Source organism: Pacificoceanicola niger, assembly GCF_048553275.1.
In the GTDB taxonomy this organism is placed as follows: domain Bacteria; phylum Pseudomonadota; class Alphaproteobacteria; order Rhodobacterales; family Rhodobacteraceae; genus Pacificoceanicola.
On the sequence record NZ_JBLZMW010000016.1, the window covers coordinates 1 to 23,069 of the forward strand.

Genomic DNA, 23,069 nt, shown 5'->3' on the forward strand with positions numbered 1-23,069 from the left:
CAAATCAACGAACCGGTCGATGGAGCGCAGCAGGTGGCTCCGGGGCACGTGATCCGCGCGCGAGAACTATTAAAACAACGCCGATTGCGCCTCCCGCCGCGGTCCCATCACCGCCGATCCTCCAACCCTATGCTGAAAGTGAATCAGCCGAGAGCACTTCGATCAAGGGGGAGTTGTTCAACGAAATATGCCCTTTGGTAAGTATCACTCAGGTCCGGCAGGGTGAGCTTAGCGGAATGTTCGCTTCCGTTTCGAGGCCATGGTACGTTCGCACCTGCGGCGAGCTTCCGGCAACCGCCCTTCGGGTTCGGCGGGTTCAGTAGGTCATCGGAATCCGTACAGTCGCAGCGAACGGAAACTTCGTCTGCGTTGCTGACGCGTCCCGGCGGTGAAGGCGGGATCAGCTCGAAGCGGTGCGATGTTCGATTTGGAACCGCGCGGGGCGCGCTTTGTATTTCGGGCTGACGCCGGGCCTGTGGTTCCGGGTGTGCGCGAGGCCCGCAGGCCCCGCGCGGAACAGGCAAGGTTTACTTGTCGTCCTCGTCGTCGTCATCCTCGCCGGAGGGCAGGTTGAAGAAGCTGTCGGCGTCGGCGAAGTCGCTGTCCTTGCGGTTGTCTTCTTCGTCGTCGTCGCCGCGCGGATCGGAGAGGCTGAAGTTCTCCAACCCGTCGATGGCGGAGGGCAGCCGCGGTTCGTTGTCCATTTCGAGGCTCTGCTCGGTCGAGACCAGCTTGCGGCGCTCGTCGTCGGTCATCACCTTGTCCATCTTCTTGGCGGCCTTGGCGACAGCCGCGTCAAGCTCGGACTGGCGGCACAGGCCAAGCGCGACCGGGTCGATCGGCTGCATGTTCTGGATGTTCCAGTGCGTGCGCTCGCGAATGGTCTGGATCGTCGGTTTGGTGGTTCCGACCAGCTTGGCAATCTGGCTGTCGGCCAGCTCGGGGTGGAACTTGACCAGCCAGAGGATCGCGTTCGGGCGGTCCTGCCGTTTGGACAGCGGGGTATAACGCGGCCCGCGCCGCTTTTCCTCGTCATGGGCGGCGGCGTTATATTTCAGCTTCATCTTGTAGATCGGGTTCTTTTCGGCCTGATCGATCTCGGACTGAAGAAGCTGGTTGTTGGCGACCGGGTCAAAGCCCTTGACGCCCGTGGCCACGTCGCCATCGGCAATGCCCTGGATTTCCAGCTCGTGAAAGCCGGTAAAATCGGCGATCTGCTTGAAGCTCAACGTGGTGTTATCGACAAGCCAGACGGCGGTCGCCTTGGGGTGCAGAAGTTTGGCCATCATGTGCCTCCTTGCGAAATCTCGACTGTTCCGAACGGCAATAGTTTTCGGTCTCGCCAAGACCCGGTGCGCCGGATCAGGGCGGCCCCGCTATTCCGGGACAAGTTGCCGTTGTAGGGAAACCTGCGCGCTCTATAGTCGGTCCGAGGCAAAGAGGGAAGAGAAAATGCGTGGTTTGGTGATCTGGCTGTTCATGGTTTTCAGCGCAGGAATGGCATCGGCGGAGGGGGAGCAGGCGGGCGCATTCGACTATTACGTGCTGTCGCTGTCGTGGTCGCCGACCTGGTGCGCGCTGGAGGGGGAGGAGCGCGGCTCGCCGCAGTGTGACGCCGAGGCGGATTTTGGCTGGGTGATGCACGGGCTTTGGCCGCAGAACCATCGCGGCTGGCCGTCCTATTGCCGCAGCGATGCACGGCAACCCTCGCGGGCGCTGACGGCTTCCATGGCGGATATCATGGGCACGCCGGGGCTGGCGTGGTATCAGTGGAATAAGCATGGCATTTGCTCGGGGCTGGATGGGGACGCCTACTTCGCGCTGGCGCGGCAGGCCTACGAAGGCGTCACCCGTCCGGCGGTGTTCCGCCAGCTGGAGAAGGCGGTGACGTTGCCGGCGTCGCTGGTCGAGGAAGCGTTCCTGAAGGCCAATCCGGACCTTGAGCAGGATATGCTGACCATCACCTGCAAGGCGGGCCGGATCCAGGAGGCGCGGCTGTGCCTGTCCAAAGATCTCAAGCCGGTGCCCTGCGGGCGGGATGTGGTGAAAGATTGCACGTTGAAGGACGCGCTCTTCGCCCCGATCCCCTAGGGCGCTGGTACAAGGGGCGCCTTGCGGCGCGCAGGGTCCTCTGGGGGCCGAGCCCCCAGACCCCCGCTCGGGGCTCTGCCCCGAACCCCGAGGTATTTTGGGACCAAAGAGCGGCCTGGCGGCGGTTCAGCTGTCGAAGCGGTAGCCAAAGCGGGCGATGTCCTCGGCGCAGAGGGTGGCCACATGGGCCGCGAGGGCGGGGTCGTAGTAGTCCTGGTAAGCGCGGCGCAGCGAGCGGTTTTCATGCGGGATGGCGAGGCGGAAGCCGAGGTGATCCCACAGCGCTCCGGCGTCCGTGTCGAGGTGTTCGAGACGGATGTGGATGGCCGGATGCTCCGTGCCCTGCGCGTCGGTCAGGTAGCGGCGGGTGGGCCAGGCCTTTAGGGTGCGCACGCTGTCCTCGTGATGCAGGAAATCGGCAAAGCCCAGCGTCTTGGCCAGTGTTACGGCGGGGTGCGCGAAGGTCTGCCCGCCCAGCCAGTGGTAGTAGCTCACCATCCGGTCCCAAGGGTTGCGCACCAGCGTCACGCATTGCATCCCGGCGATCTCCTCCGGGCTCAGGATGCCGTCGATGTCCGCCAGTGTGGAGTGTTTCCAGAGCCGCCCTTTCGGGGTGAGCTTGCGCAGCCGTCCCCGGCGTTTGACCGCCTTCGGCGTGTCGCCGATCAGGATGTCGTCCTTGTGCGCGCGCGCCTCCAGCGCCATCGCCAGCGAGGTGCCACCGGTCTTGGGGATGTGTACGAAGATGAAGCGGCGTCCGGGGGAGAGGATCATGGAACAGTTCTACTGCAAAACCCGCTTTTCACCAGCCCCAAGCCTCGCCATTATCGCCAAGACACTGGCGAGGGAGATGGACCATGGGTTGGATGCGGGACGAGACCGGGCTTGAGCGTACGGCGGCGAATTACGTACCGCTGACGCCGCTCTCTTTCCTCAAGCGGGCGGTCGGGATCTGGCCCGATCATCTGGCCGTTGTCTATGGCCCGCATCGCAAGACCTATGCCGAGTACGCAGAGCGGGTTTCGAGGCTGGCCAGTGCGCTGACAGGGCTGGGGATTGTGCCGGGCGATGTGGTCGCCACCATTTTGCCGAACATCCCGGCGCAGGCGGAGGCGCATTTCGGTGTGCCCGCCTGCGGGGCGGTGCTCAATGCCATCAACACGCGGCTCGATCCCGATACGGTTGCGTATATCCTGGATCATGGCGAGGCGAAGGTGGTGTTCTGCGATCCGCAGTTCCTGCCGACGTTGGCGGAGGCCCTTGAGCGTATGGACGGCCCCGCGCCGCAGATCATCGAGGTCGCGGACGATCATGCCGGGGTGCACGCGCAGGGCCACTACACGGAGTACGAAGCGCTGCTGGCCACAGGGGACCCGGCGTTTTCCTGGCACATGCCGGAGGACGAGTGGGAGAGCCTTGCGCTCAATTACACCTCCGGCACCACGGGGCGGCCCAAGGGCGTGGTCTATCACCACCGGGGGGCCTATCTGAATGCCATGGGCCAGGTGCTGAGCTGGCGTATGACACTGCATCCGAAGTACCTGACCATTGTGCCGCAGTTTCATTGCAACGGCTGGTGCCACACGTGGATGATGCCTGCGCTCGGCGGCACGGTCGTGTGCTGTCGTGATATCACGGCGAAGGCGATTTTCGATGCGATTGCCGACGAAGGGGCGACGCATTTCGGCGGCGCGCCGATTGTGCTGAACGCGTTGGTCAATGCCCCTGCGGATCAGCGGCGGGACTTTGATCATATCGTGGAGGTGTTCACCGCCGGGGCCCCGCCCGCGCCGGCCACGCTGGCCAAGATCGAGCCGATGGGGTTCAACGTCACGCAGGTCTACGGGCTGACCGAGGTGTATGGCCCGGCGACGGAATGCACATGGAAGGCGGAGTGGGAGCCGCTGGAGGGCGCGGAGCGGGCGGCGATCAAGGCGCGTCAGGGCGTGGCGATGCCCTTCATGGAAGAGGTGATCGTCACCGACGATGCCATGGCCCCGATCGCGCGCGACGGGGAGGCCAAGGGTGAGATCATGTTCCGCGGCAACGGTGTGATGAAGGGCTATCTGAAGAACCCCAAAGCCACCCAGGAGGCCTTTGCGGGGGGATATTTCCATTCGGGCGACATCGCGGTGCAACATCCCGACAGCTATGTGCAGATCGCGGACCGGGCCAAGGACATCATCATTTCCGGCGGCGAGAACATCTCGTCGGTCGAGGTGGAGGGGTGCCTGATGGGCCATGATGCCGTGCTGCTCTGCGCGGTGGTGGCCAAGCCGGATGACAAATGGGGCGAGGTGCCCTGTGCCTTTGTCGAGCTGAAAGACAATCACGAAGTCAGCGAGGCGGATCTGATCGCCTTTGCGCGCGAGCGGCTGGCCGGGTTCAAGACGCCGAAAAAGGTCGTCTTCATGGAGCTGCCCAAGACCTCCACCGGGAAGATCCAGAAGTTCGATCTGCGCGCCATTGCCAAGGGGCTGTGACGCGGTCATGCAAGGCAGTCTGCCCGGACACTGCGGGGTGTCCGGCCCACGCCGTCAGGGGCAGGGCACGATCGGGGCGGACCAGTTTTCGGTGACGAAGGACAGTTTGGGCGCGCCGGTCTGTCCGGTCTGCTTGATGACCATGACACGATCGGAGGTCAGCACCGGGGCGGCGCTTTGCGACGTGCTGCAGGCCAGATCATAGAGCGTCGCGTCCATGTTGCGCACATTGACCGGGTTGCTCAGGCGGCAGGTGGAGCCGCAGATCGCCAGCCGCCCGCCCTGAAACGGCGCGATGGCGTCGTCGCATCCGGCGATCTCGCGCTGGACACACATCCCGTCGAGCGGGCTGGAACTCGACAGCCAGTTGAGGTTGACCGCGTTCATGTTGGACGTCGGAAAGAAATCGCAGGGCTGCCCGTCCGGCAGGGTGTTGCAGGTGATCCGCGCGTATTGTTCGCGCGGCAGGGGCACCTCGTTCACCAGAATGGTGATGGTGCTGCCATTGCTCGTGACGTCCTCCTGCACGTGGATTCCATTGGCATACCCTGCCGAGGCTTGGGTCGCGTTCGAGCACAGGTAGGCCTGCGTGGTGTCTTCGCAGGTCTCGTCCAGGCAGATGCGGGCCTTCGGCGCGCCGCCGGTCTCGGTAAAGTCGATGCAGCCTGCGGCGGCGGAGCGGGGCGCACTGGCCAGGCCGAGCAGGCAGAGGAGGAAAACAGCGAAACTTCTGGCGTATCTGGGCAAATCGGTCTGTCCTTGGCAGTCGTTCTGACGTGCGGCATCTGGGGCCAAGTCTGGAGCCTTATGGGGAGGAAGGTCAATCACCCCGTTGGGTCGGGGTCCCCGGGGTGTGGTTTGAGCCGCAGCGGATGCCCCGCCACGCAGAGCCAGAGCGCGTCGCAGGCCTCGGCCACGCGCTGGTTCATCAGGCCGGCATTGTCGCGGAACGCCCGCGCCAACGCGTTTTCCGGCACGATCCCGGCGCCGACTTCGTTGGTCACGAAGACCACCGGCGCCGATTGTGCCTGCAGCGTTGCGATCAGCCGGTCCGTCGCGGCCTCCCAGTCGTGCCCGCCGAGCATCAGGTTGCTGAGCCAAAGCGTCAGGCAATCAACCAGCCGGGGCGCGGTGTCGTCGGTGCGCTGCAGGGCGCCGGGCAGGTCGAGCGGCTCGGCGACGGTCTGCCATTCGGTGCCGCGCTGAGCCTGGTGGCGTGCGATCCGCTCGGCCATCTCTTTGTCATGCGCCTCGGCGGTCGCGATGTAGAGTGCGGGTCTGCCGAGCAGCAGGGTCTGCCGTTCGGCAAACCGGCTCTTGCCGGAGCGCACGCCGCCGGTGACGAGGATTTTCTTGTGCATGCTGCCGCTCCTTTTCGGTTCCATCCCGGGCTGCGCGTTGGGCGGGCAGGGGGCTTTACTCCGCCAGATCAAGCAGACCCGCCACGTCCAGATGGGTCTCCAGATGATCGGCGAGCGCATCGAGTGTCTGCTCCACCGTCTCGTCATAGCCCGCGCCGGAGGAAGCCACGCCAAAGCCCGCCAGCCATGCGGCGCGAAAGCGATCGTCGCGGAACATGCCGTGCAGGTAGCTGCCGCTGACGCGGCCCGTCGCCGACACCGCGCCTTCCGCCTCCCCGCCGACATGGGCAAAGGGCCGCGCGCGGTCCGCGCCTTCGCTGCGGCCGATGTGAATTTCATAGCCATGAAAGCTCTGATTGCTGGCGGCATGGATGGCGGAGACGTTGGTCAGCCGCTTGTCCGCTGTCATCACCGTGTCAATCTGCAAAAGACCAAGGCCGGCATCCGAGCCCGGCGCACCTTCGATCCCGTCGGGGTCCGCCACGGAAGTGCCAAGCATCTGATACCCCCCGCAAATCCCCAAAACATGACCGCCGCGCCGCACATGCGCCGCGAGATCCACATCCCACCCCATGGCGCGCAGGAAGGCCAGATCGCCGCGCGTGGACTTGGTGCCCGGCACGATCACCACGTCCGCATCGCCGGGCAGCGCCCGACCGGGGCCGAGCATGTTCAGACGCACCCCCGGTTCCTGCGCCAGCGGGTCGAGATCGTCGAAATTCGCGATGCGGCTCAGGCACAGGCAGACCACATGCAACCCGACCGCGCGGTGCGGCGCGTCCACGTCCAGCGCATCCTCCGCAGGCAGCTTCCACGCGTCCCGGAACCACGGCGCGACGCCAAAGCCGCGCCAGCCGGTGCGCGCCTCGATCGCCGAATAGCCATCGTCGAAGAGGCGCGGATCGCCCCGGAACTTGTTGACCAGAAAGCCTCTCACCTGCGCAGCGTCCAGAGGCTCCAGCACCGCCTGCGTGCCGACGATCTGCGCGATCACGCCGCCCCGGTCAATGTCTCCGGCCAGCACGACCGGCACCCGTGCGGGCACGGCAAAGCCCATGTTGGCGATGTCCCATTGCCGCAGGTTGATCTCGGCGGGGCTGCCCGCGCCTTCGACGATCACCAGATCATGCCGCGCCTTGAGCCGGTCGAAGCTTTCCATCACACGGGTGATGAGCGTCGGTTTCAGATCATAGTAGTCGCGGGCGCTGGTGGAGGTCAGGCGCTTGCCCTGCACGATCAACTGCGCGCCGACGTCCGTCTCCGGTTTGAGCAGGACCGGGTTCATGTCCGTATGCAGCGGCACCCCGGCGGCGAGCGCCTGCAACGCCTGCGCCCGACCGATCTCGCCGCCATCCGCCGTTACCGCGGCATTGTTGGACATGTTCTGCGGCTTGAAGGGCGCCACCGAAAGCCCCCGGCGCCTTGCAGCGCGGCACAGCCCCGCGACCAGCATGGATTTGCCGACGTTGGAGCCGGTCCCCTGGATCATCAAGGCCCGGCTCATGCCAGTCCCAGACGTGCGGGCAGGGCAGTGCGGGTTGCATCGGTGAAGTGGAACCCCTGCCAGCCGCGGGCCTTCGCGGCGGAGATGTTCGCCGCCACGTCATCGACCAGCAGGATGCGCGCGGGCGGCAGCCCGGCCCAGCGTTCGATCTGGGCGAAAAAGCCCGCGTCGGGCTTGGCCGCGCCCATGCGTCCGGAGGAAAACACGGTCTCCACGTGGGCGGCATAGCCCATTTCGGTCTCGATATAGCAGCAGCGGTGATGTTCGTTGTTGGTGCCGATCACATGTCGCGCCGGATGCGCTGCGATCCAGTCCAGAAGCTCGGCATCGGGATGCGCATCCTTCTCGAACCAGTAGCGCAGGAAATCCTCTCCGCGGATTGTGTAATCGTTCCGGGCGAGCCAGTCGGAGACATGGGCCAAGAGGTCCACCTCGCCCCGGATGATCGACCAGCTCTGCCCATCGGCGAACATGTCGCCGGAGATGCGCTTCGGGTCGATGCCCAGGTCGGTCTTCATGGTGTCGGCCCAGAAGGACCGCCCGCCGCGCATGTTGGCGTTCAGCACGCCATCGAAATCCCAGACGATCAGGTCAGGTTGCCCCGGCATGGCTCACCCCTGTTTCGGCAGGAAGGCCTCGACGGCGGCCTGCGCGATCACGGTCACCTCGCCGCTGTCCGGATTGGTGATGTTCAGCCCGCCGTGGACCGCCGTCACGGTGGCGCGCCCGCGCGGGAGCCGCCGTGCCAGCGCCGCGCAATCCAGCGCATCGGGCTGTTGCACCCCGACGGTCACCCGAACTTCCATGGCGTCATGGGCCATGTCCAGCGCGCCGAACAGCGGGATCGACGAATGCCGCAGCGCGTCTTCGATCGCGCGCCCGGCGGCCTTCTGATAATCCATGCCGTGCAGATCGTTGCCCATGCCCATCTCGATGATAAACCGCTGCATCAGATCCCCTCCAAAGCGACGGAAATCGCCACGTTTGCCATGACCGTCGGATTGCCGTCGCCATCCGGGCGCGGCACGTCCAGCCCGCCTTTGGCCACATGAACGCTCACCTGCCCGTAGGGGAAGACCGCCGAAACCGCCGCCACGTCCACCTTGTCCGGCTCTTGCACACCGACATCAACGGTGATGCGCATGTCGGTCTTGTCCTTGCCGAACAGCTCGGCGAGGTTGATGGAATTGTGCCACAACGCGTTTTCCACCGCGCGGCAGGCGGCCTGGGTATAGTCCTGACGGCGCAGGGAGGTTCCCATGCCGAATTCGGTGAGGAGGCGTTTGGGCATTGGTCTTTCCAAAAGGTCAGAGGGCTTTGATCCGAACGTAAAGGCGCGCCAGCGGGACTTCCAGAATGAAACGCGCCCTGCGGTCAGTGATCCGCCGGATCAGAATTCCACGCCCTTCTGCGCCGCGATGCCCTTGTTGAACGGATGTTTGAGCAGGCTCATTTCCGTCACCAGGTCGGCGATCTCCAGAAGCTCGGGTTTGGCGTTGCGCCCGGTCAGGCAGACATGGGTCATTTCCGGTTTGTGATCGCGCAGGAAGGCGGCGACCTCCTGCACGTCGAGATAATCATAGCGCAGGGCGATGTTGATCTCGTCGAGCAGGACAAACTGGATCTCGGGATCGAGGATCTGCTCCTTGGCCAGCGCCCAGCCGCGCTCTGCCGCCGCGATGTCACGCGTGCGGTCCTGCGTCTCCCAGGTGAAGCCTTCGCCCGCGACGAAAAAGCGGCATTCATCGGCAAAGCGCTCGCGCAGGATGGTCTTCTCGCCGGTCTCCCAGCCGCCCTTGATGAACTGCACCACGGCGCAGGGCATGCCGTGCCCGATGCAGCGCAGGATCATGCCGAACCCGGAGGAGGACTTGCCCTTGCCATCGCCCGTGTGCACGAGGATGAGGCCCTTCTTCTCGGTCTTTTTCGCCATCATCTTGTCGCGGGCGGCCTTGACCTTTTGCATCTTGGCGGTGTGGCGGGCGTTGATGTCGTCGCTCATGGGGGCTCCTTGGCTGATCGCGCTGGGCGCATGTGGCCTCAGGGGCGGGGCGGTGTAAACCGTGAAAAGGCGGTGGGATCGAGCGATGCCGATCCGGTGCACAGAATGGAGAGTGTGGGACCTTGGCTGTGAAGGTGGCCATGGTGACATGCTACGCGCTCGCCAAACGATCTGCCGGACGTCACGTCAAGGGTGTGCCGTGATCTTGCCGTCGCAGGTTAGGTGCGCCGCCCTTGCGCTCAGGGGGCCGTCAGGCCCGCCTGCGCCCGGTCAAAACGCCTTTCGCGCGTTCAGCGCGGCGGAGATCGTGCCGTCGTCGAGATAGTCCAGCTCGCCGCCGATGGGCACGCCCTGCGCCAGAGTCGAGAGCAGGACGCGGCCTTCGAGCTGATCGGCGATGTAATGCGCGGTCGTCTGGCCGTCGATGGTGGCATTGAGGGCAAGGATCACCTCGGTGATCTCTTCGGCCTCCAGACGGTGGATCAGACCGGGGATGCGCAGGTCCTCCGGCCCGACGCCCTCCAGCGCCGAGAGCGTGCCGCCAAGCACGTGGTATCGGCCCTTGAAGACGCCGGAGCGTTCCATCGCCCAAAGGTCGGAGACATCCTCGACCACACAGAGCAGCCCGTTGGCGCGCCGCGTATCCTCGCAGATATCGCAGATTTCCGTGGTGCCGACATTGCCACAGTTCAGACATTCCCGGGCGCTCTGGGCGACGGCCATCATCGCCTCGGCCAGGGGCTGCAGGAGCTGAGCACGTTTGCGGATGAGATAGAGCACCGCACGCCGCGCCGAGCGCGGCCCGAGGCCGGGCAGGCGGGCCATGAGGTCGATCAGCGCCTCGATGGGATCATTGCGGCGGGTCATTGGGGGCTCGCGTCGAATGTTTGCGGAATGTTCGCGTCAGGATAGGCGGTGGCGCGGGGAAGGCAAGGGCGTGTGGCCTTGCCTGGAGCGGCCATTGGACATGAAACGCTCCATTGCCGGAGCGCCGCGTCCAAGGCGTGCCGCAGTATTGTCGGGCACCTTCTGTGGAGGGGCGGCCCTGTCGGAGACGTGCGCCGCGCCTGCTGGGGACGCGCGCGCAACGCGCCCCGCCGCCTTTCGCGTATCGGGATATGGAGAGACCGCCCGCTTGGGGCCAGGTCCAGCCCCTTGCGTCCGCGCGGGCCGCCCGCTTCAGAACGGCAGTTTCATGTCCGCAGGCAGGCCCATTTCCTCGGTCAGGCGGCTCATTTCGCGCTGGGAGCGGTCCTGCGCCTTGGCTTGTGCGTCCTTGATCGCGGCGAGGATCAGGTCCTCGACGACTTCCTTCTCGTTCGGATCGAAGATCGACGGGTCGATGTCGAGCGCCTTGAGCTCGCCCTTGGCGGTGGCGGTGGCCTTGACCAGACCGGCGCCGCTCTCTCCCACCACGGTCATGGCGTTCAGGTCTTCCTGCAGCTGCTGGACCTTGCCCTGCATTTCCTGCGCCTGCTTCATCATCTTGGCCATATCGCCCAGATTGCCGAGTCCCTTGAGCATGTCTTCTGTCCCTTCGCGTCACTTGGGTTTCTACCCAGATATGGCGCGCGGCCCCGCACCGCAAGTCTGTGTTGGGTGCGGAACGGGGGAGGCCGCTCCTGCTGGCGCAGATCGCCCCTCCCGCCGTCCCGTGGCGCGCGCTTCGCAACCGGGGTTTGGGCCCGTCAATCGTCGCCTTGTCCGGCTGCTTCGTCGAGCAGTCGCGTCATCAGAAGAGCGGCACCGCCCATCATCAGCGATTTTCCGATCTGATCGGTAATGCTCGCCGGGGCGAAGGGCTCGACCCTGTCGCGGGCGAGGGCCGCGGCCCTGCGCCAGCGCGCACCTTCGGGAGCATCGCCGAATTGCCGGGCGGGGGGCATTTCCCCCACAAGCGGGCGGGCTTTGAGAAGCAGGGCTCCCAGGGCGACAAGTCCGCCGCCGACCACGATCGGCACGATGCGGTCGCGGTTGCTTGTGGGCAGGACCTTGCGACGGATGTCGGATACGCTTGGCAGATCGTCTTTGCTGGGAACGTGGGTCATTCGGGGCTACCTCTCCTGTTTGGGAGTGAACCCGTTAGGAGTGACTGTGGTTCCCGGCGCGGCGGCGATGGATCAATCCTGCAGTAGAGGCGGGTTGGTTTTCTGGTTTCGGAGCAGGAGCGTGAGAAGCGTCAGGCCAAACAGGGCCGGGGGCAGGCCAATGAGGACGGCACCCATTGCGGAGAACCCGATGAGGGGGGCAATGCCCAACCATTCGACATCCAGAAGGCTCTCGCCGTCCAGCAGCGCCGTTCCGATCGCGCCGACGATCATAAGTGCCATGGCGAGCAGCGTTGTCATCAGAAAGCCGCCAAGGATCGCGTTGACCGGGCTCGCTCCCTGTCGGTGATAGCGCAGGGTCAGAACAGAGGCGACAAGGCAGGGCAAGGTGTAGAGGATCAGCACTGCGGTGATGTCCTGATGGCCCCGGATCGGCAGGCTGGAGCCGAGAAGGAGAACCAGACCGCCGGGGTTGAGCATCCCGCTCAGCAGCACGAAGAGAACGGCGCGCGGGACCGAAAGCTCAGTCTTCCTCAAACGGATCCCATTCATCCTCGACCTCCGGCAAGGCCTCTTCGAGCGCCTTGTTCGCGGCGTCCTGCGCGCTTCGCACCTCGGTGATTTCCGCCGTCGGGAAGGCGGCGAGGGCGGCTTGCACCAGCGGGTGCCCTGCGGCCTCGGCGTGAAGGGCGCGGCGGGCGGCATCGCGTTTCTCCGCGATGGTCTCCGCCTCGGAGCCATTGACCACGGTCACGGCCCAGCGGTTGCCGCTGAAACGCTGCAGCGCGGTGCCGAGACGCTGGGCAAGGTCGGCGGGCGCGGTGTCCGTCGGGGTGAATTCGATGCGTCCGGGCTGGTAGGCGGCAAGGCGCACGGAGGTTTCGATCTCGACCAGCAGCTTCACATCGCGGTTCGAGCGGATCAGCTCGATCACGTGCTCCCACGTGGGATAATGCGCCAGCGCCTGATTGGCGGCCACAGCCACCGCCGCCCCGCCAGAGCGCGCCGCAGATGGGCCAGAGGGGCCGGAATGCGTGGCGGCTGGCATGCCCTGGGCATGGGTCTGCTGCCCGCCGCCCTGCGGGGCAAGACCGCCGCCGGAGGGGCCCGGCCCGGGGGGCGGGGGGCTGTCCTGCAGCTTGCGCATCAGCTCTTCGGGCGAGGGCAGTTCGGCGACATGGGTCAGCCGGATCAGCGCCATTTCGGCGGCCATCATGGCATTGGGCGCGTTGGAGACTTCCTCGATCGCCTTGAGCAGCATCTGCCAGGCGCGCGACAGCGGGCGCATCCCAAGACCATCGGCAAAGGCGAGACCGCGCTGGCGCTCGTCGGGTGAAATCGTCGGATCTTCGGCGGCGTCGGGGGTGATCTTGACCACGCTGACCCAATGCGTCAGCTCCGCCAGATCGCGCAGCACGGCCAGCGGGTCAGCGCCGTCGCTGTACTGGGAAGACAGTTCGGTCAGCGCCCCGGCGGCATCGCCGCGCATGATGCGCTCGAACAGGTCCATGGTGCGGCCCCGGTCCGCAAGGCCGAGCATGGCGCGCACCTGGTCGGCGTTGGTCTCGCCCGCGCCATGAGAGATCGCCTGATCCAGCAGCGAGGTCGCATCGCGGGCGGAGCCTTCGGCGGCGCGGGTGATGAGCGCGAGCGCCTCGTCGGTGATCTCGGCCTGTTCGCTGGTGGCGATCCTTTGCAACAGGGCGATCATCACCTCGGGTTCGATGCGGCGCAGATCGAAGCGCTGGCAGCGGGAGAGGACCGTGACCGGAACCTTGCGGATTTCGGTGGTGGCAAAGATGAACTTCACATGCGCGGGCGGCTCTTCCAGGGTCTTGAGCAGGGCGTTGAAGGCGGAGGTGCTGAGCATGTGCACCTCGTCGATGATGTAGATCTTGTAGCGCGCGGAGGCGGCTCGGTAGTGGACGCTGTCGATGATTTCGCGGATGTCGCCGACGCCGGTGCGGCTGGCGGCGTCCATTTCCATCACGTCGACGTGGCGGCCTTCCATGATGGCGACGCAATGTTCGCACTGGCCGCAGGGGTCGGTGGTCGGGGTGCCGTTTCCGTCCGGGCCGATACAGTTCATGCCCTTGGCGATGATCCGCGCGGTGGTGGTTTTGCCGGTGCCCCGGATGCCGGTCATGATGAAGGCCTGGGCGATGCGGTCGGCCTTGAAGGCGTTGCGCAGCGTGCGGACCATGGCGTCCTGCCCGACGAGATCGGCAAAGGTCTCGGGGCGGTACTTGCGGGCGAGCACCTGGTATTCTGCGGGCTTGTCGGTCTCGGTCATGGGGGTCCTGCTCTGGAGTCTGGGGCAAGGTAGGGTGTGTTGCGCACCGCGTCCACCGCCGCGACCGTCATGCGCGGGACATTCCGGCCCCGCGACAGGTATCATGCGGTCCGGCGGAGAATTTTTTTGCCAGGCAGACGCCCTGCGCTGTGCTTTTTGTGGCGGCGGACGCAGGGATGGGGTATCATGTGACGCATGGCCCGGCGCAGGGGGCCTCCTGATCCGCGGAAAGCGCCCGCACCTGCAAGTTGTCTACGACCGACACATATTCGGTTTTCTCTTGCCCGATGCAGCGGATCGCGGGCCATGGATGAGAGGAACCCGGATCATGACTGATCTTTCCCTTGATGGGCTGCGTTTTGCGGCCAAGCGATTGCACCGCGGCTATCAGGCGCGCGAGCCTTGGGCCGTGGAGCGGCTGAGGCAGCATCCGCCGGGCAAACCACCTGAGGCGCTGGGGCGGGCGGATTTCCTGCATGTGATCGCGCAGGAGCACGGCTTTGCCAGCTGGCCGAAGCTGAAACTGGCGGCTGAAACGCTCGGCCTCGACCGGGCGACGGCGCAGCAACAGCTTAAGATCGCGCTGTTCCACGGTCAGAATGCCCGCACCGAAGCGCTGCTCGAACGGTTTCCGGACCTTGCGGACGGGCTCTTCGGCCTGCAATGCGCCCTGTACCAGCGTGAGGCGGTGGCGGCGGCGCTGGCGCGAAAGCCCGAACTGGCGGTGGCGCGACTGGGGCCACGCTCTGCGATCCTGCATCTTTGCTTTTCGAAGTGGATACATGCGCGGCCGGATCTGGAAGCGGACATGCTGGCGGTGGCGGAACTGCTTCTGGACCATGGCGCCGACGTGAACGACGGCTACCCGCACCAGCCTGGCGACGATCACCTGTTGTCGGCGCTCTATGGCGCGATCGGCCATGCGAACAACATGGTTCTCGGGCGCTGGCTGCTGGATCACGGCGCGGACCCCAACGATGGCGAATCGCTGTATCATGCGACGGAGCTGGGTCATCACGATGGCCTGCGGATGCTGCTGGCGGCGGGCGCGGACCCGAAGGGCACCAATGCGCTGTTCCGGGCGATGGACTTCAATGACCACGGCGCGGTGCGGCTCTTGCTGGATCATGGCGCGCGGGTGGACGATTACAACGCCGCCCCGGTGGGGGGTGAGGCGCCGGTGGTCATTCCGGCGCTGCATCAGGTGGCGCGGCGTGGCTGTGACGGGGCAATGGCGCGGTTGGTGCTGGAAGCCGGGGCGGACCCGGCCCTGCGCTGGAAGGGCGTGACGGCCTACGAGATGGCGGTGGTCTTCGGCAGCGATGCGGTGGCGCAGGCGATCCGGGACGCGGGCGGCGCGACCTCGATCTCGCCGGAGACAGAGCCGCTGGTTGCCGCCGTCGAGGGCCGGGACGGGCCGTTCATCGACCCGGCGAAGCTGCCGGAGGCCTTCGCCAACCTGCTGCGCGAGATGGTGCATATGGCGGACCGCCTGTCGCAGATGCGGGCGTTGGTGGCGCGTGGTCTGCCTTATGATCAGCCGGCCGGACCGGAGCGGATCACCCCGGTGCAGGCGGCAGGGTGGAGCGGCCTGCCGGACGTGCTGGCGTGGCTGCTCTCGCTCAAACCGGATCTGAGCCATGTGAACGCCTATGGCGGCACGCTGCTGTCGACGATCCTGCATGGCTCGGAGAACAACCCCGGACGCAAGGAAGGGGATTACATCGCCTGTCTGCGGCTGGTGCTGGAGGCCGGGGTCGCGCTTCCGGAGGCGGCGCTGCGCGGCGCCGGGCGGGCCGATGTCTCGGCCTTTTTGCAGGACTGGGCCAAGGCGCATCCAGGGCAGGTTGTCTGAACGCAGCCCCCCCCCGCCGCGTCGGTCCGGTCCGGCGGGGGAATTCTTTAGGATGGGGTCTTTTATCCCTATGGGCAGTGACGCCGGTTTGTGTATCATTTGAAGCGCCTGAGTGATGCGTAAAGGGGGTGTCATGAGACTGAAGGGTGTCCGCAGAAGCCGGAACATCGAAGACCGGCGCCGCTCCGGCGTGCGTGGGGGCACCGCCGGGATTGGCGGTGTCGGGCTGCTTGTGGTCCTGGCGATTGGCTATTTTGCGGGGATTGATGTGACGCCGCTGCTGCAGGGGCTGCCACAGGAGCAGAGCGGCCCGCGTGATCTGACCGCCGCCGAAGAGCTCGCGGCGGATTTCTCTGCCGGGGTGCTGGGCACGACCGAAGCGGTGTGGAGCGAGGTTTTTCCCAATCAACTGAATATGGAGTACAATCCGCCGGTTCTGGTGCTGTTTGCCGGTCAGACGGCGTCACCCTGCGGCAATGCCTCCGGCGCGACGGGGCCGTTCTACTGTCCGGCGGACGAAAAGGCCTATCTCGATACGGAATTCTTCGCGACTCTCTCGGAGCAGCTTGGCGCGGGGGGCGATTTCGCCGCGGCCTATGTGATCGCCCACGAGGTGGCGCATCATGTACAGAACGAACTTGGTATTCTTGGCGAGGTCAATCAGGCGCGGCAGGCGGCCGGGCAGACCGAGGCAAACGCGCTGACGGTCCGGTTGGAGTTGCAGGCCGATTGCCTGTCCGGGGTCTGGGCCTCCAAGGTCGATGGCTTGCTGGAGCCCGGCGATCTCAAGGAGGCGCTGAACGCGGCACGCAGGATCGGCGACGATTATCTGCAGCGCCGGGCGGGCCGTGTGCCGCAGCCGCACACCTTTACCCATGGCACATCCGATCAGCGCGAACGCTGGTTCGCGACCGGGTACAAGAGCGGGCAGGTTCGCGACTGTGACACCTTCGGAGCGCGCAATCTCTGAGAATATCGTGATCCACGCCCTGCCGGTTGGCGGAGGCATCCTTGCGCTCTCGCCTTTGCCGGGGGCCGGGGGCGATTACGCCGGGGATCTTGCACACATTTCAAGCTGGACTCCGGCTTTCGTGATCTCGCTGGTGACCAATGTCGAATTGTTCGAGGCCGGGGCGCAGAAGCTCGGCGCGGATATCGTCGATCACGGCACCCGCTGGGTGCATCTGCCGGTGCGCGATTATGACGTGCCGAATGCCAATTTCGAGAACGACTGGCCCGAGGTGTCCGAGCGGGCGCGGCGGGCCTTGCTCGGCGGTGGCCGGGTTCTGATCCATTGCCGGGGCGGCTGTGGCCGGTCCGGGATGGTGGCGCTGCGGCTGATGATCGAGGCGGGCGAGGCTCCGGACGAGGCGCTGGAGCGCCTGCGCGGCGTGCGGCCCTGCGCCATCGAGACGGACGAACAGATGCGCTGGGCGCTGAAGGCACAGCGGCAACCGGCGGTTTTCGTGCGGCACAACGACTGACCTTGGGAGAGCGGCGATGAGCGAGACCGGCGGAGCGTCCTTCTGGAGCATCGGCCTGTCCGGGCTGATCGGCGTCGCGATCGGGGCGGGCGGCACTTTCTATGCGCAAAAGCAGGCGACCACTGCCGAGAATGAGTATTTTATGGCGCTGGACCAGATGCGGCTGTCGATCATGGTCAGTGAGACCATGAGTTTCGAGGAAAAGCAGGCGGATCTAAATCGGCTTCAGCAGGTGCGCCACAAGGGATTCCGGCTGGTCTTCGATCAAAACATCGACCGCGACTTGGAAGAGTTGGACGCCTCCCTCGCAAGGATCAGCGAGGCACGCGCGCGCTCCGAGGCGGAAGCCGAAGCGGCGCGGCAGGAAGAGACGCAGAAGGCGGCGGCGGCGGCGCAGGATCAGAAGGTACAGGCGGTGCGCACCAACCCGTTGATCATGGAAAACTGCGGGCGCGGGACAACGATCATCTGCCCGTGAGGGGGGCGGGGATGCGCTGAATGGCCGCTCAACACCAAAGGCCTTTGCACAGGCGGCTGCCCGCCAGCGGCCTTGCGGCCGGGCGGGGATGCGCTGCTCTCGCTGGTTGCGGCATTGTGGTTCGCGAAAAACCGGTGTCGACTGTTCGCGTCATGCTCTTGTCGTTCTGGGCATTTCAAAAAAGGGCGGCCGCCAGATGCGGATCGAACGTCAGGGGTGCCAATCCCTGCCTCCTGTTGCGGGCATGGCCCGCGTCACCGTTGGAATCGCGATCCCGAAAGGCTTCGGGAGAATGATCCTGTCTTTGTGTGGTCAACCGCAGGCGAGGATGCGCCCAAGGGGTTAATCAAGCCTTGGGGCACCGTGCGCTGGCCCGCGAAACGGACAAAGCCGCACCCGAAGGCGCGGCTTTGAGAGCGACCCATCAGGGCGCAAAGGTGAGAGGCTGGACATCGACCCAAGCGGGGCTCGTTGTGGCTGCTTCCTTCCGGACCTGACCAGGTTGGCGAGGCGCTTGCCCGCGCCAACCCCTCGACTCGCCATGTAAGGCAGCGGCGCGCCGGTTTCAACCGTCGAAGTGATGCGAAATCCCTCGCACCCGCCTCTGCGCTGCGCTAATCGGGGCGGATGGAGCCATTTGAAATCTTTCTCGCCGCCCTGCCGGGGCTTGAGCCTGTCCTCAAGGCGGAGGCCGAGGCCATCGGTCTGCCGTCCCCGGTGGCCGTGCCCGGCGGCGTGACGCTTCGCGGGGACTGGCGCACGGTCTGGCAGGCCAACCTGCATTTGCGCGGGGCCAGCCGGGTTCTGGCGCGGATCGGGGAATTCCGCGCCTTTCACCTGGCGCAGCTCGACAAGCGGGCGCGTAAATTCGATTGGGCGGCGCATTTGCGCCCCGACATCCCGGTGCGGGTGGAGGTGAGCTGCAAGGCGTCGAAGATCTACCACGACCGCGCCGCGAAACAGCGGATCGAGACGGCAATCACCGAAACGCTCGGGGTTCCGCTGGCGGAGGATGCGCCGATACGGATCATGGCGCGGATCGACGACAATCTTGTCACCTTCAGCCTCGACACCAGCGGCGCGCCCCTGCATCGGCGCGGCCACAAGGAGGCGGTGAACAAGGCCCCCCTGCGCGAGACGCTGGCGGCGCTGTTCCTGCGCGCGTGCGGATTTGACGGCACGCGGCCGGTGCTCGATCCCATGTGTGGCTCCGGCACCTTCGTGCTGGAGGCGGCGGAAATCGCTCTGGGCCTCGCACCGGGACGCTCGAGGCAGTTCGCCTTCGAGGATTTCGCCAGTTTCGACGCGCAGGCTTGGGCCGCGATGAAGGAGGCGGCGGCCCCGCGCGGGGCCGCGCCTACCTTCTATGGCTCGGACCGCGACGATGGCGCGATCCGCATGAGCCAGGCCAATGCGCAACGCGCCGGGGTGCAGGATGTGTGCCAGTTCACCCGCTGCCCGGTCAGCGAGGTACAGCGGCCGGACGGCCCGCCGGGGCTGATCATGGTCAATCCGCCCTATGGCGCGCGCATCGGAAACCGCAAGCTGCTGTTTGCGCTCTATGGCGCGCTGGGGCAGGTCGCGCGCGAGCGCTTTGCGGGCTGGCGGCTTGGCATGGTGACCAGCGATCCGGGGCTGGCCAAGTCAACCGGGCTGACGTTTTCGACCGTGTCGCAGCCGATCCCGCACGGCGGATTGAAAATCAGGCTCTACCAGACCGGGCCGATTGGCTGAGGATCGGCGCGGCGTCGTTGACCGCTTGCGGCGCGTCAAGGCTCAGGCGGAAACGGCGAAACCCGTCGGCATCGCGGCCGATGTCCTGAATCCGCGTGTGCAGCGAGGCGGGCAGGTCCTCGGGCCGGGCGTTGCGCCCGGTGCGGAAGTGCGCCGTGGTTCCGGGGATCGGATAGAAGCTCCATGGTACAGCCGGCTCCGGGGCGACCACGCCGGCGGCTCGGATATGATCGGACAGCACACCACGGATGAGCTTGCGGTCTTTCAGAACCGGTTGTGAGCGGGCCACCACCTCGACATTGCCGCCGCCATCGCTGCGGAAACTGTTGGTTGCAACGACAAAGCGCTGATCGGGGGCAACCGGGGTGCCCTTGTATCGCAGGTCGCGGACCCTGGACGCGCCGGGACGGATCAGGCGTCCGGCGGCGTCATAGCGTTTGGGCTGCGTGATGTCGAAACGGTAGCTGATCCCGAAGATCAGGTCGAATTGATAGCTGGGCACGCTGGCGTCGATCAGGGCGGTGTCGGTCTGGCCGGGGGTGATCTGGTTGAACTGGCCCGCGGTTCGTTCCAGCCATTCCCGGATTCCGGCACCGGTCATCATCACTGCGCGGATCTCGTTTTGGTAGGGGTACATATCCGTGACATTGCGCAGGCTCAGTGGACCGGCGGGAATGTCGGTAAAGAAATCCGGATCACCCTGACCGCCCCATTTGACCGGTCTGGCGGTGCTGAGTACCGGTATGGACTGCGCTTCGGTCCCGGCAAGGTGGCGGGCGACAAAGGCGCGCTTGGCTTCAGCGATCAGGTTCAGGCAGCTCGGGCCTCCGATCAGCGCAAAGTGGCTATGGAGGGGCACGGCGCTGTGCCCAATCGGCTGGCGGGTCCGGTCAAGCGTGGCCAGATGGGTCGGCGCGGCGAGCGCCGCGATGGCCGGATCCTCCGGCGCCAGTGGCGTGATGCTGCCGTCCTGGCCGCGCCGGGAGGCGGGGCGCGCTTCGGCTTTGCCCGACACGACGTGCCAGCCCTGCGAGTCCTTTTCGAGTTGGAGGTCAATCACGCCGAGGTGCTCGCCGTAGGCGCCGGGCATCACCGCAGGGCAGCCGTTGAGAAGCCCGCGCGCCACGTCCGCACCGGGATGATCGGCATAGTCGGGCGCGGGAAAGACCCGGTGCTGATGCCCGATCACCAGTGCATCGACGCCGTCCAGACGGCTCAGCGCATCGCCGGCGTTCTCTTCGGGATGATCACAGCATTGCGTCGCCAGCCCGGTATGGGCCAGTAGCACCACGATGTCGGCGCCTGCCGCCCGGACCGCCGGGATCAACGCGGTGGCGGCTTCGACAAAGCCGGTGGCGGTCAGCCCTCCGTTCAGCAAAGCGTGGTCCCAGATAACGGATTGCGGCGGGGTCAGACCGATCACCCCGACGCGCAGGGCATGGTGTGCTCCGGTGCTGTCCGTCAGGCTCCGGTCGAGGATGACAAAGCGCGGGCACAGAGCGTCCTCGGCGCGGCCCGACACTGCGATATTGCCAAGAACAAAGGGAAAATCCGCATCGGCGATGGCCTGCCGGAGAAAATCCGTTCCGAAGTTGAAGTCGTGATTGCCCGGCGTTGCCGCATCGTAGCCGAGCGCATTCATTGCGGCGATCACTGGGTGAGGGCGAGGGCGGTCAGCCTGTGCAGCCTCTCCGATGAGATCGCCAAGCGCATTGCCCTGAAGCAGATCGCCATTGTCCAACAGCACGCAGGCGTCGGCTTCGGCCCGCGCCCGGCGGATCATGCTGGCGGCGACGCTCAGGCCGCGGGCGGGCACCATGCGGTCGTGATCGTAATCATAGCCCGTCAGATGCGCGTGCAGGTCCGTGGTCGCGAGGATGCGCAGGATGAAAGAATCCCGTCCGGCAGGCGGGCTCCTGCGGATTGATGTGATGGGGGCGGGGCCGTTCATCGGCTTGGAGGTCGGGTCGGTAACCAAGTGTCCGTGACCAATTTCCCTGTCTAGCCAGCTCTGCGGCCGGTCGCTGCGTGTTCGCTCCATACGAGTTTGGCCCGCTTTGTGCCGGCTCGCAACTGTCCGTTCGCATCAGGCGATCACTTTCTTTCTCGCCAGTGAATTGCCAATCATGCAAGCGCCGGGCATGGTGCCGAAAATTCCGGGGGATATGGTATGAAAATTGCCGAGCAGGTGACCTTTGGCGGCTCCGGGCTTGACCGGGCGGCAGAGCTTCGGAGCGATATTCCGGCGCTGGCGGCGGCCATGCAGGAACCGGCGACGCGCTGCATCGTGCTCTGGCGCGGCAAGCCGTTGATCGCGGGCGAGACGATGTTCGATCTCCTGCGCTTGCCCATGGATCATCCGGTGCTGGCCGAAGCCCGTGAGGCACCGATGCTGCTGGGCCGCGAGGCGGGCGCGGCGGTCTTTGCCCACGATATTTCGGGCTGGGAGCCGGAGGTGTTGGACGAGGCGCTTGGCAACAGCTTTTCGGACACCTCCGAACAGGTGCATCCGGCGCTGGACGCGGGCCAGCGGTTTCGCGAGCTGCGCACCATGCTGACGCGGCTGAACGCCCGCGATGCGGAACTGGCCACGACCGCCAAGGCGATGCTGAACTGGCACGGATCGCATGGATTTTGCGCGCGCTGCGGCGCGGCCAGCGTCATTCATCAGGCGGGGTGGCAGCGCATCTGCCCCGAGTGCGGCGCGCATCATTTCCCGCGCACCGATCCAGTAGTGATCATGCTGATCACCCACGGCAACCGCTGTCTGCTCGGGCGCTCGCACGGGTGGCCGGAGGGGATGTTTTCCTGTCTGGCCGGGTTTGTCGAACCGGGCGAGCCGATCGAAGCGGCGGTGCGCCGTGAGGTCTATGAAGAGGCGGCGGTGCGGGTCGGGGCGGTGCGCTATCTGGCGAGCCAGCCCTGGGCATTTCCGTCCTCGCTGATGTTCGGCTGCCATGGCGAAGCCGTGAGCGAGGAGATCCGCGTCGATCCGGTGGAGCTTGACGATGCGCGATGGGTCACGCGGGAAGAGCTGGCGGACGTGTTTGCCGGACTGCGCACCGACATGCTTCCGGCTCGGCCCGGAGCGATTGCGCATTTCCTGCTGCGCAACTGGCTTGCGGATCGTCTGGACTGAGGCCAACATCTGGCCAAAATTCGGGTATAAAGCCATAACGGCAGGACAAGAGGGCACAGGCACATGCAACTGAAAGCAAGCGAAGATATCGAAGCTCCGATCGACCGGGTGTTCGCGGAATTGTCGGATTTCGAGGCCGTCGAACGGCAGGCCATGCGGCGCGGCGTCGATGTGCAGCGCAAGGGCGATGCCGCGACGCCGGAGCCGGGCATGACATGGGTGGCCGGATTCTCCTTTCGCGGCAAGGCGCGGGATGCGGAGATCACACTGACCGATTTCGCCGCACCGGAGCAGATGGTGTTTCACTCTGTCTCTGGCGGGCTGGAGGCGGAAACGCGGATCGAGACGGTCGCACTGTCGCGCTCGCGGACGCGGATCACATTTGCCACGGAATTGCAGCCCAAGACGCTCTCGGCGCGTCTGATGGTGCAGTCGATGAAGCTGGCCAAGGGCGGTATCGACAAGCGGTTTCGTGCGAAGATGGCGGGCTTTGCGCGTGATCTCGAACTCAAGCTCAAAAGCCACGGCTGAACGATCCATATCAGAACAGAGTATTTGGGGCCGGCGCGCGGCGGCGGCCGTGCCTACAGCATCGTG

General features: G+C 65.7%; 24 protein-coding genes and 1 other RNA gene. 9 read left to right on the forward strand and 16 right to left on the reverse strand.

Annotated elements, in window-relative coordinates; all coding sequences use genetic code 11:
• Positions 1-527 precede the first annotated feature (527 nt).
• Entirely contained in the window at positions 528-1,286 is a 759-nt protein-coding gene (locus ACN2XU_RS17985; protein WP_419411848.1) for a DUF1013 domain-containing protein, read from the reverse strand.
• A gap of 166 nt (positions 1,287-1,452) precedes the next feature.
• On the opposite strand from ACN2XU_RS17985, the gene ACN2XU_RS17990 reads away from it, so the two are divergent.
• The gene (locus ACN2XU_RS17990) at positions 1,453-2,091 is read left to right on the forward strand and encodes a ribonuclease T2 family protein (RefSeq protein WP_419411849.1); all 639 of its coding nucleotides are present in this window, start codon (positions 1,453-1,455) and stop codon (positions 2,089-2,091) included.
• Between the two features lie 126 nt (positions 2,092-2,217).
• Here the strand turns inward: ACN2XU_RS17990 and ACN2XU_RS17995 are convergent, their stop codons facing one another.
• Complete coding sequence (locus ACN2XU_RS17995) at positions 2,218-2,865, reverse strand: Type II secretory pathway, pullulanase PulA (RefSeq protein ID WP_419411850.1); 648 nt, start codon at positions 2,863-2,865, stop codon at positions 2,218-2,220.
• Between the two features lie 83 nt (positions 2,866-2,948).
• Here ACN2XU_RS17995 and ACN2XU_RS18000 point away from each other — a divergent pair, with 83 nt between their 5' ends.
• Positions 2,949-4,574, forward strand: coding sequence for an AMP-binding protein (locus ACN2XU_RS18000; protein WP_419411851.1), 1,626 nt, complete (start codon positions 2,949-2,951; stop codon positions 4,572-4,574).
• Positions 4,575-4,628: 54 nt separating this feature from the next.
• Here the strand turns inward: ACN2XU_RS18000 and ACN2XU_RS18005 are convergent, their stop codons facing one another.
• From ACN2XU_RS18005 to ACN2XU_RS18060, 12 genes are all read right to left on the reverse strand, one after another.
• A complete protein-coding gene (locus tag ACN2XU_RS18005; RefSeq protein ID WP_419411852.1) occupies positions 4,629-5,321 on the reverse strand; it encodes a hypothetical protein in 693 nt (230 codons plus the stop codon).
• Positions 5,322-5,398: 77 nt separating this feature from the next.
• Positions 5,399-5,935, reverse strand: a complete 537-nt coding sequence (cobU, locus tag ACN2XU_RS18010; RefSeq protein WP_419411853.1) for a bifunctional adenosylcobinamide kinase/adenosylcobinamide-phosphate guanylyltransferase — start codon at positions 5,933-5,935, stop codon at positions 5,399-5,401.
• Between the two features lie 55 nt (positions 5,936-5,990).
• Complete coding sequence (locus ACN2XU_RS18015; protein ID WP_419411854.1) at positions 5,991-7,439, reverse strand: cobyric acid synthase; 1,449 nt, start codon at positions 7,437-7,439, stop codon at positions 5,991-5,993.
• Positions 7,436-8,047 carry an HAD family hydrolase gene (locus ACN2XU_RS18020; RefSeq protein WP_419411855.1) on the reverse strand — a complete coding sequence of 204 codons (612 nt, stop codon included), beginning with the start codon at positions 8,045-8,047 and terminating at the stop codon, positions 7,436-7,438. Before ACN2XU_RS18020 ends, ACN2XU_RS18015 begins: the two co-directional genes overlap by 4 nt.
• Before the next feature lie 3 nt (positions 8,048-8,050).
• A complete protein-coding gene (locus ACN2XU_RS18025) occupies positions 8,051-8,389 on the reverse strand; it encodes a Lin0512 family protein (RefSeq protein ID WP_419411856.1) in 339 nt (112 codons plus the stop codon).
• A complete protein-coding gene (locus tag ACN2XU_RS18030) occupies positions 8,389-8,730 on the reverse strand; it encodes a Lin0512 family protein (protein ID WP_419411857.1) in 342 nt (113 codons plus the stop codon). The genes ACN2XU_RS18025 and ACN2XU_RS18030 overlap by 1 nt, the downstream gene beginning before the upstream one ends.
• Before the next feature lie 99 nt (positions 8,731-8,829).
• Complete coding sequence (cobO, locus tag ACN2XU_RS18035) at positions 8,830-9,441, reverse strand: cob(I)yrinic acid a,c-diamide adenosyltransferase (protein ID WP_419411858.1); 612 nt, start codon at positions 9,439-9,441, stop codon at positions 8,830-8,832.
• 270 nt (positions 9,442-9,711) lie between these two features.
• Positions 9,712-10,308: a recombination mediator RecR gene (gene recR, locus ACN2XU_RS18040; protein WP_419411859.1), complete on the reverse strand. Its 597-nt coding sequence runs from the start codon at positions 10,306-10,308 to the stop codon at positions 9,712-9,714.
• A 312-nt stretch (positions 10,309-10,620) separates the two neighbouring features.
• Positions 10,621-10,965 carry a YbaB/EbfC family nucleoid-associated protein gene (locus ACN2XU_RS18045; protein ID WP_419411860.1) on the reverse strand — a complete coding sequence of 115 codons (345 nt, stop codon included), beginning with the start codon at positions 10,963-10,965 and terminating at the stop codon, positions 10,621-10,623.
• 164 nt (positions 10,966-11,129) lie between these two features.
• Positions 11,130-11,489: a hypothetical protein gene (locus ACN2XU_RS18050; protein ID WP_419411861.1), complete on the reverse strand. Its 360-nt coding sequence runs from the start codon at positions 11,487-11,489 to the stop codon at positions 11,130-11,132.
• Positions 11,490-11,561: 72 nt separating this feature from the next.
• A complete protein-coding gene (locus ACN2XU_RS18055; protein ID WP_419411862.1) occupies positions 11,562-12,026 on the reverse strand; it encodes a hypothetical protein in 465 nt (154 codons plus the stop codon).
• Entirely contained in the window at positions 12,013-13,782 is a 1,770-nt protein-coding gene (locus ACN2XU_RS18060; RefSeq protein ID WP_419411863.1) for a DNA polymerase III subunit gamma/tau, read from the reverse strand. Before ACN2XU_RS18060 ends, ACN2XU_RS18055 begins: the two co-directional genes overlap by 14 nt.
• A 328-nt stretch (positions 13,783-14,110) precedes the next feature.
• Here ACN2XU_RS18060 and ACN2XU_RS18065 point away from each other — a divergent pair, with 328 nt between their 5' ends.
• From ACN2XU_RS18065 to ACN2XU_RS18080, 4 genes are all read left to right on the forward strand, one after another.
• The gene (locus tag ACN2XU_RS18065; RefSeq protein ID WP_419411864.1) at positions 14,111-15,637 is read left to right on the forward strand and encodes an ankyrin repeat domain-containing protein; all 1,527 of its coding nucleotides are present in this window, start codon (positions 14,111-14,113) and stop codon (positions 15,635-15,637) included.
• A 133-nt stretch (positions 15,638-15,770) separates the two neighbouring features.
• Complete coding sequence (gene ypfJ, locus ACN2XU_RS18070) at positions 15,771-16,607, forward strand: KPN_02809 family neutral zinc metallopeptidase (RefSeq protein WP_419411865.1); 837 nt, start codon at positions 15,771-15,773, stop codon at positions 16,605-16,607.
• 4 nt (positions 16,608-16,611) lie between these two features.
• Positions 16,612-17,121, forward strand: a complete 510-nt coding sequence (locus ACN2XU_RS18075; protein WP_419411985.1) for a protein-tyrosine phosphatase family protein — start codon at positions 16,612-16,614, stop codon at positions 17,119-17,121.
• Between the two features lie 16 nt (positions 17,122-17,137).
• Entirely contained in the window at positions 17,138-17,599 is a 462-nt protein-coding gene (locus ACN2XU_RS18080; protein WP_419411866.1) for a hypothetical protein, read from the forward strand.
• Between the two features lie 435 nt (positions 17,600-18,034).
• Here the strand turns inward: ACN2XU_RS18080 and ffs are convergent.
• Positions 18,035-18,133, reverse strand: an RNA gene (gene ffs, locus ACN2XU_RS18085) — signal recognition particle sRNA small type.
• Positions 18,134-18,226: 93 nt separating this feature from the next.
• Here ffs and ACN2XU_RS18090 point away from each other — a divergent pair.
• Positions 18,227-19,333, forward strand: a complete 1,107-nt coding sequence (locus ACN2XU_RS18090; protein WP_419411867.1) for a THUMP domain-containing class I SAM-dependent RNA methyltransferase — start codon at positions 18,227-18,229, stop codon at positions 19,331-19,333.
• Here ACN2XU_RS18090 and ACN2XU_RS18095 read toward each other — a convergent pair.
• Entirely contained in the window at positions 19,302-21,311 is a 2,010-nt protein-coding gene (locus ACN2XU_RS18095) for a bifunctional 2',3'-cyclic-nucleotide 2'-phosphodiesterase/3'-nucleotidase (RefSeq protein ID WP_419411868.1), read from the reverse strand. The two genes, ACN2XU_RS18090 and ACN2XU_RS18095, sit on opposite strands and share 32 nt — an antisense overlap.
• Positions 21,312-21,503: 192 nt before the next feature.
• Between ACN2XU_RS18095 and nudC the strand changes: the two genes are divergently transcribed.
• On the forward strand, positions 21,504-22,472 hold the full coding sequence (gene nudC, locus ACN2XU_RS18100; protein WP_419411869.1) for an NAD(+) diphosphatase: 969 nt from the start codon (positions 21,504-21,506) through the stop codon (positions 22,470-22,472).
• A 63-nt stretch (positions 22,473-22,535) separates the two neighbouring features.
• Positions 22,536-23,003 carry an SRPBCC family protein gene (locus tag ACN2XU_RS18105; protein WP_419411870.1) on the forward strand — a complete coding sequence of 156 codons (468 nt, stop codon included), beginning with the start codon at positions 22,536-22,538 and terminating at the stop codon, positions 23,001-23,003.
• Positions 23,004-23,069 lie beyond the last annotated feature (66 nt).

Coding starts and splice junctions, on each gene's coding strand:
- ACN2XU_RS18105 (WP_419411870.1), top strand. CDS start 22,536: ATGCAACTGAAAGCAAGCGAAGATATCGAAGCTCCGATCGACCGGGTG.
- ACN2XU_RS18045 (WP_419411860.1), bottom strand. CDS start 10,965: ATGCTCAAGGGACTCGGCAATCTGGGCGATATGGCCAAGATGATGAAG.
- cobU (WP_419411853.1), bottom strand. CDS start 5,935: ATGCACAAGAAAATCCTCGTCACCGGCGGCGTGCGCTCCGGCAAGAGC.
- ACN2XU_RS18015 (WP_419411854.1), bottom strand. CDS start 7,439: ATGAGCCGGGCCTTGATGATCCAGGGGACCGGCTCCAACGTCGGCAAA.
- nudC (WP_419411869.1), top strand. CDS start 21,504: ATGAAAATTGCCGAGCAGGTGACCTTTGGCGGCTCCGGGCTTGACCGG.
- ACN2XU_RS18050 (WP_419411861.1), bottom strand. CDS start 11,489: ATGACCCACGTTCCCAGCAAAGACGATCTGCCAAGCGTATCCGACATC.
- ACN2XU_RS17995 (WP_419411850.1), bottom strand. CDS start 2,865: ATGATCCTCTCCCCCGGACGCCGCTTCATCTTCGTACACATCCCCAAG.
- ACN2XU_RS18065 (WP_419411864.1), top strand. CDS start 14,111: ATGACTGATCTTTCCCTTGATGGGCTGCGTTTTGCGGCCAAGCGATTG.
- ACN2XU_RS18000 (WP_419411851.1), top strand. CDS start 2,949: ATGGGTTGGATGCGGGACGAGACCGGGCTTGAGCGTACGGCGGCGAAT.
- ACN2XU_RS18025 (WP_419411856.1), bottom strand. CDS start 8,389: ATGCAGCGGTTTATCATCGAGATGGGCATGGGCAACGATCTGCACGGC.
- ACN2XU_RS18060 (WP_419411863.1), bottom strand. CDS start 13,782: ATGACCGAGACCGACAAGCCCGCAGAATACCAGGTGCTCGCCCGCAAG.
- ACN2XU_RS17990 (WP_419411849.1), top strand. CDS start 1,453: ATGCGTGGTTTGGTGATCTGGCTGTTCATGGTTTTCAGCGCAGGAATG.
- cobO (WP_419411858.1), bottom strand. CDS start 9,441: ATGAGCGACGACATCAACGCCCGCCACACCGCCAAGATGCAAAAGGTC.
- ACN2XU_RS18090 (WP_419411867.1), top strand. CDS start 18,227: ATGGAGCCATTTGAAATCTTTCTCGCCGCCCTGCCGGGGCTTGAGCCT.
- ACN2XU_RS18030 (WP_419411857.1), bottom strand. CDS start 8,730: ATGCCCAAACGCCTCCTCACCGAATTCGGCATGGGAACCTCCCTGCGC.
- ypfJ (WP_419411865.1), top strand. CDS start 15,771: ATGAGACTGAAGGGTGTCCGCAGAAGCCGGAACATCGAAGACCGGCGC.
- ACN2XU_RS18020 (WP_419411855.1), bottom strand. CDS start 8,047: ATGCCGGGGCAACCTGACCTGATCGTCTGGGATTTCGATGGCGTGCTG.
- ACN2XU_RS18080 (WP_419411866.1), top strand. CDS start 17,138: ATGAGCGAGACCGGCGGAGCGTCCTTCTGGAGCATCGGCCTGTCCGGG.
- ACN2XU_RS17985 (WP_419411848.1), bottom strand. CDS start 1,286: ATGGCCAAACTTCTGCACCCCAAGGCGACCGCCGTCTGGCTTGTCGAT.
- recR (WP_419411859.1), bottom strand. CDS start 10,308: ATGACCCGCCGCAATGATCCCATCGAGGCGCTGATCGACCTCATGGCC.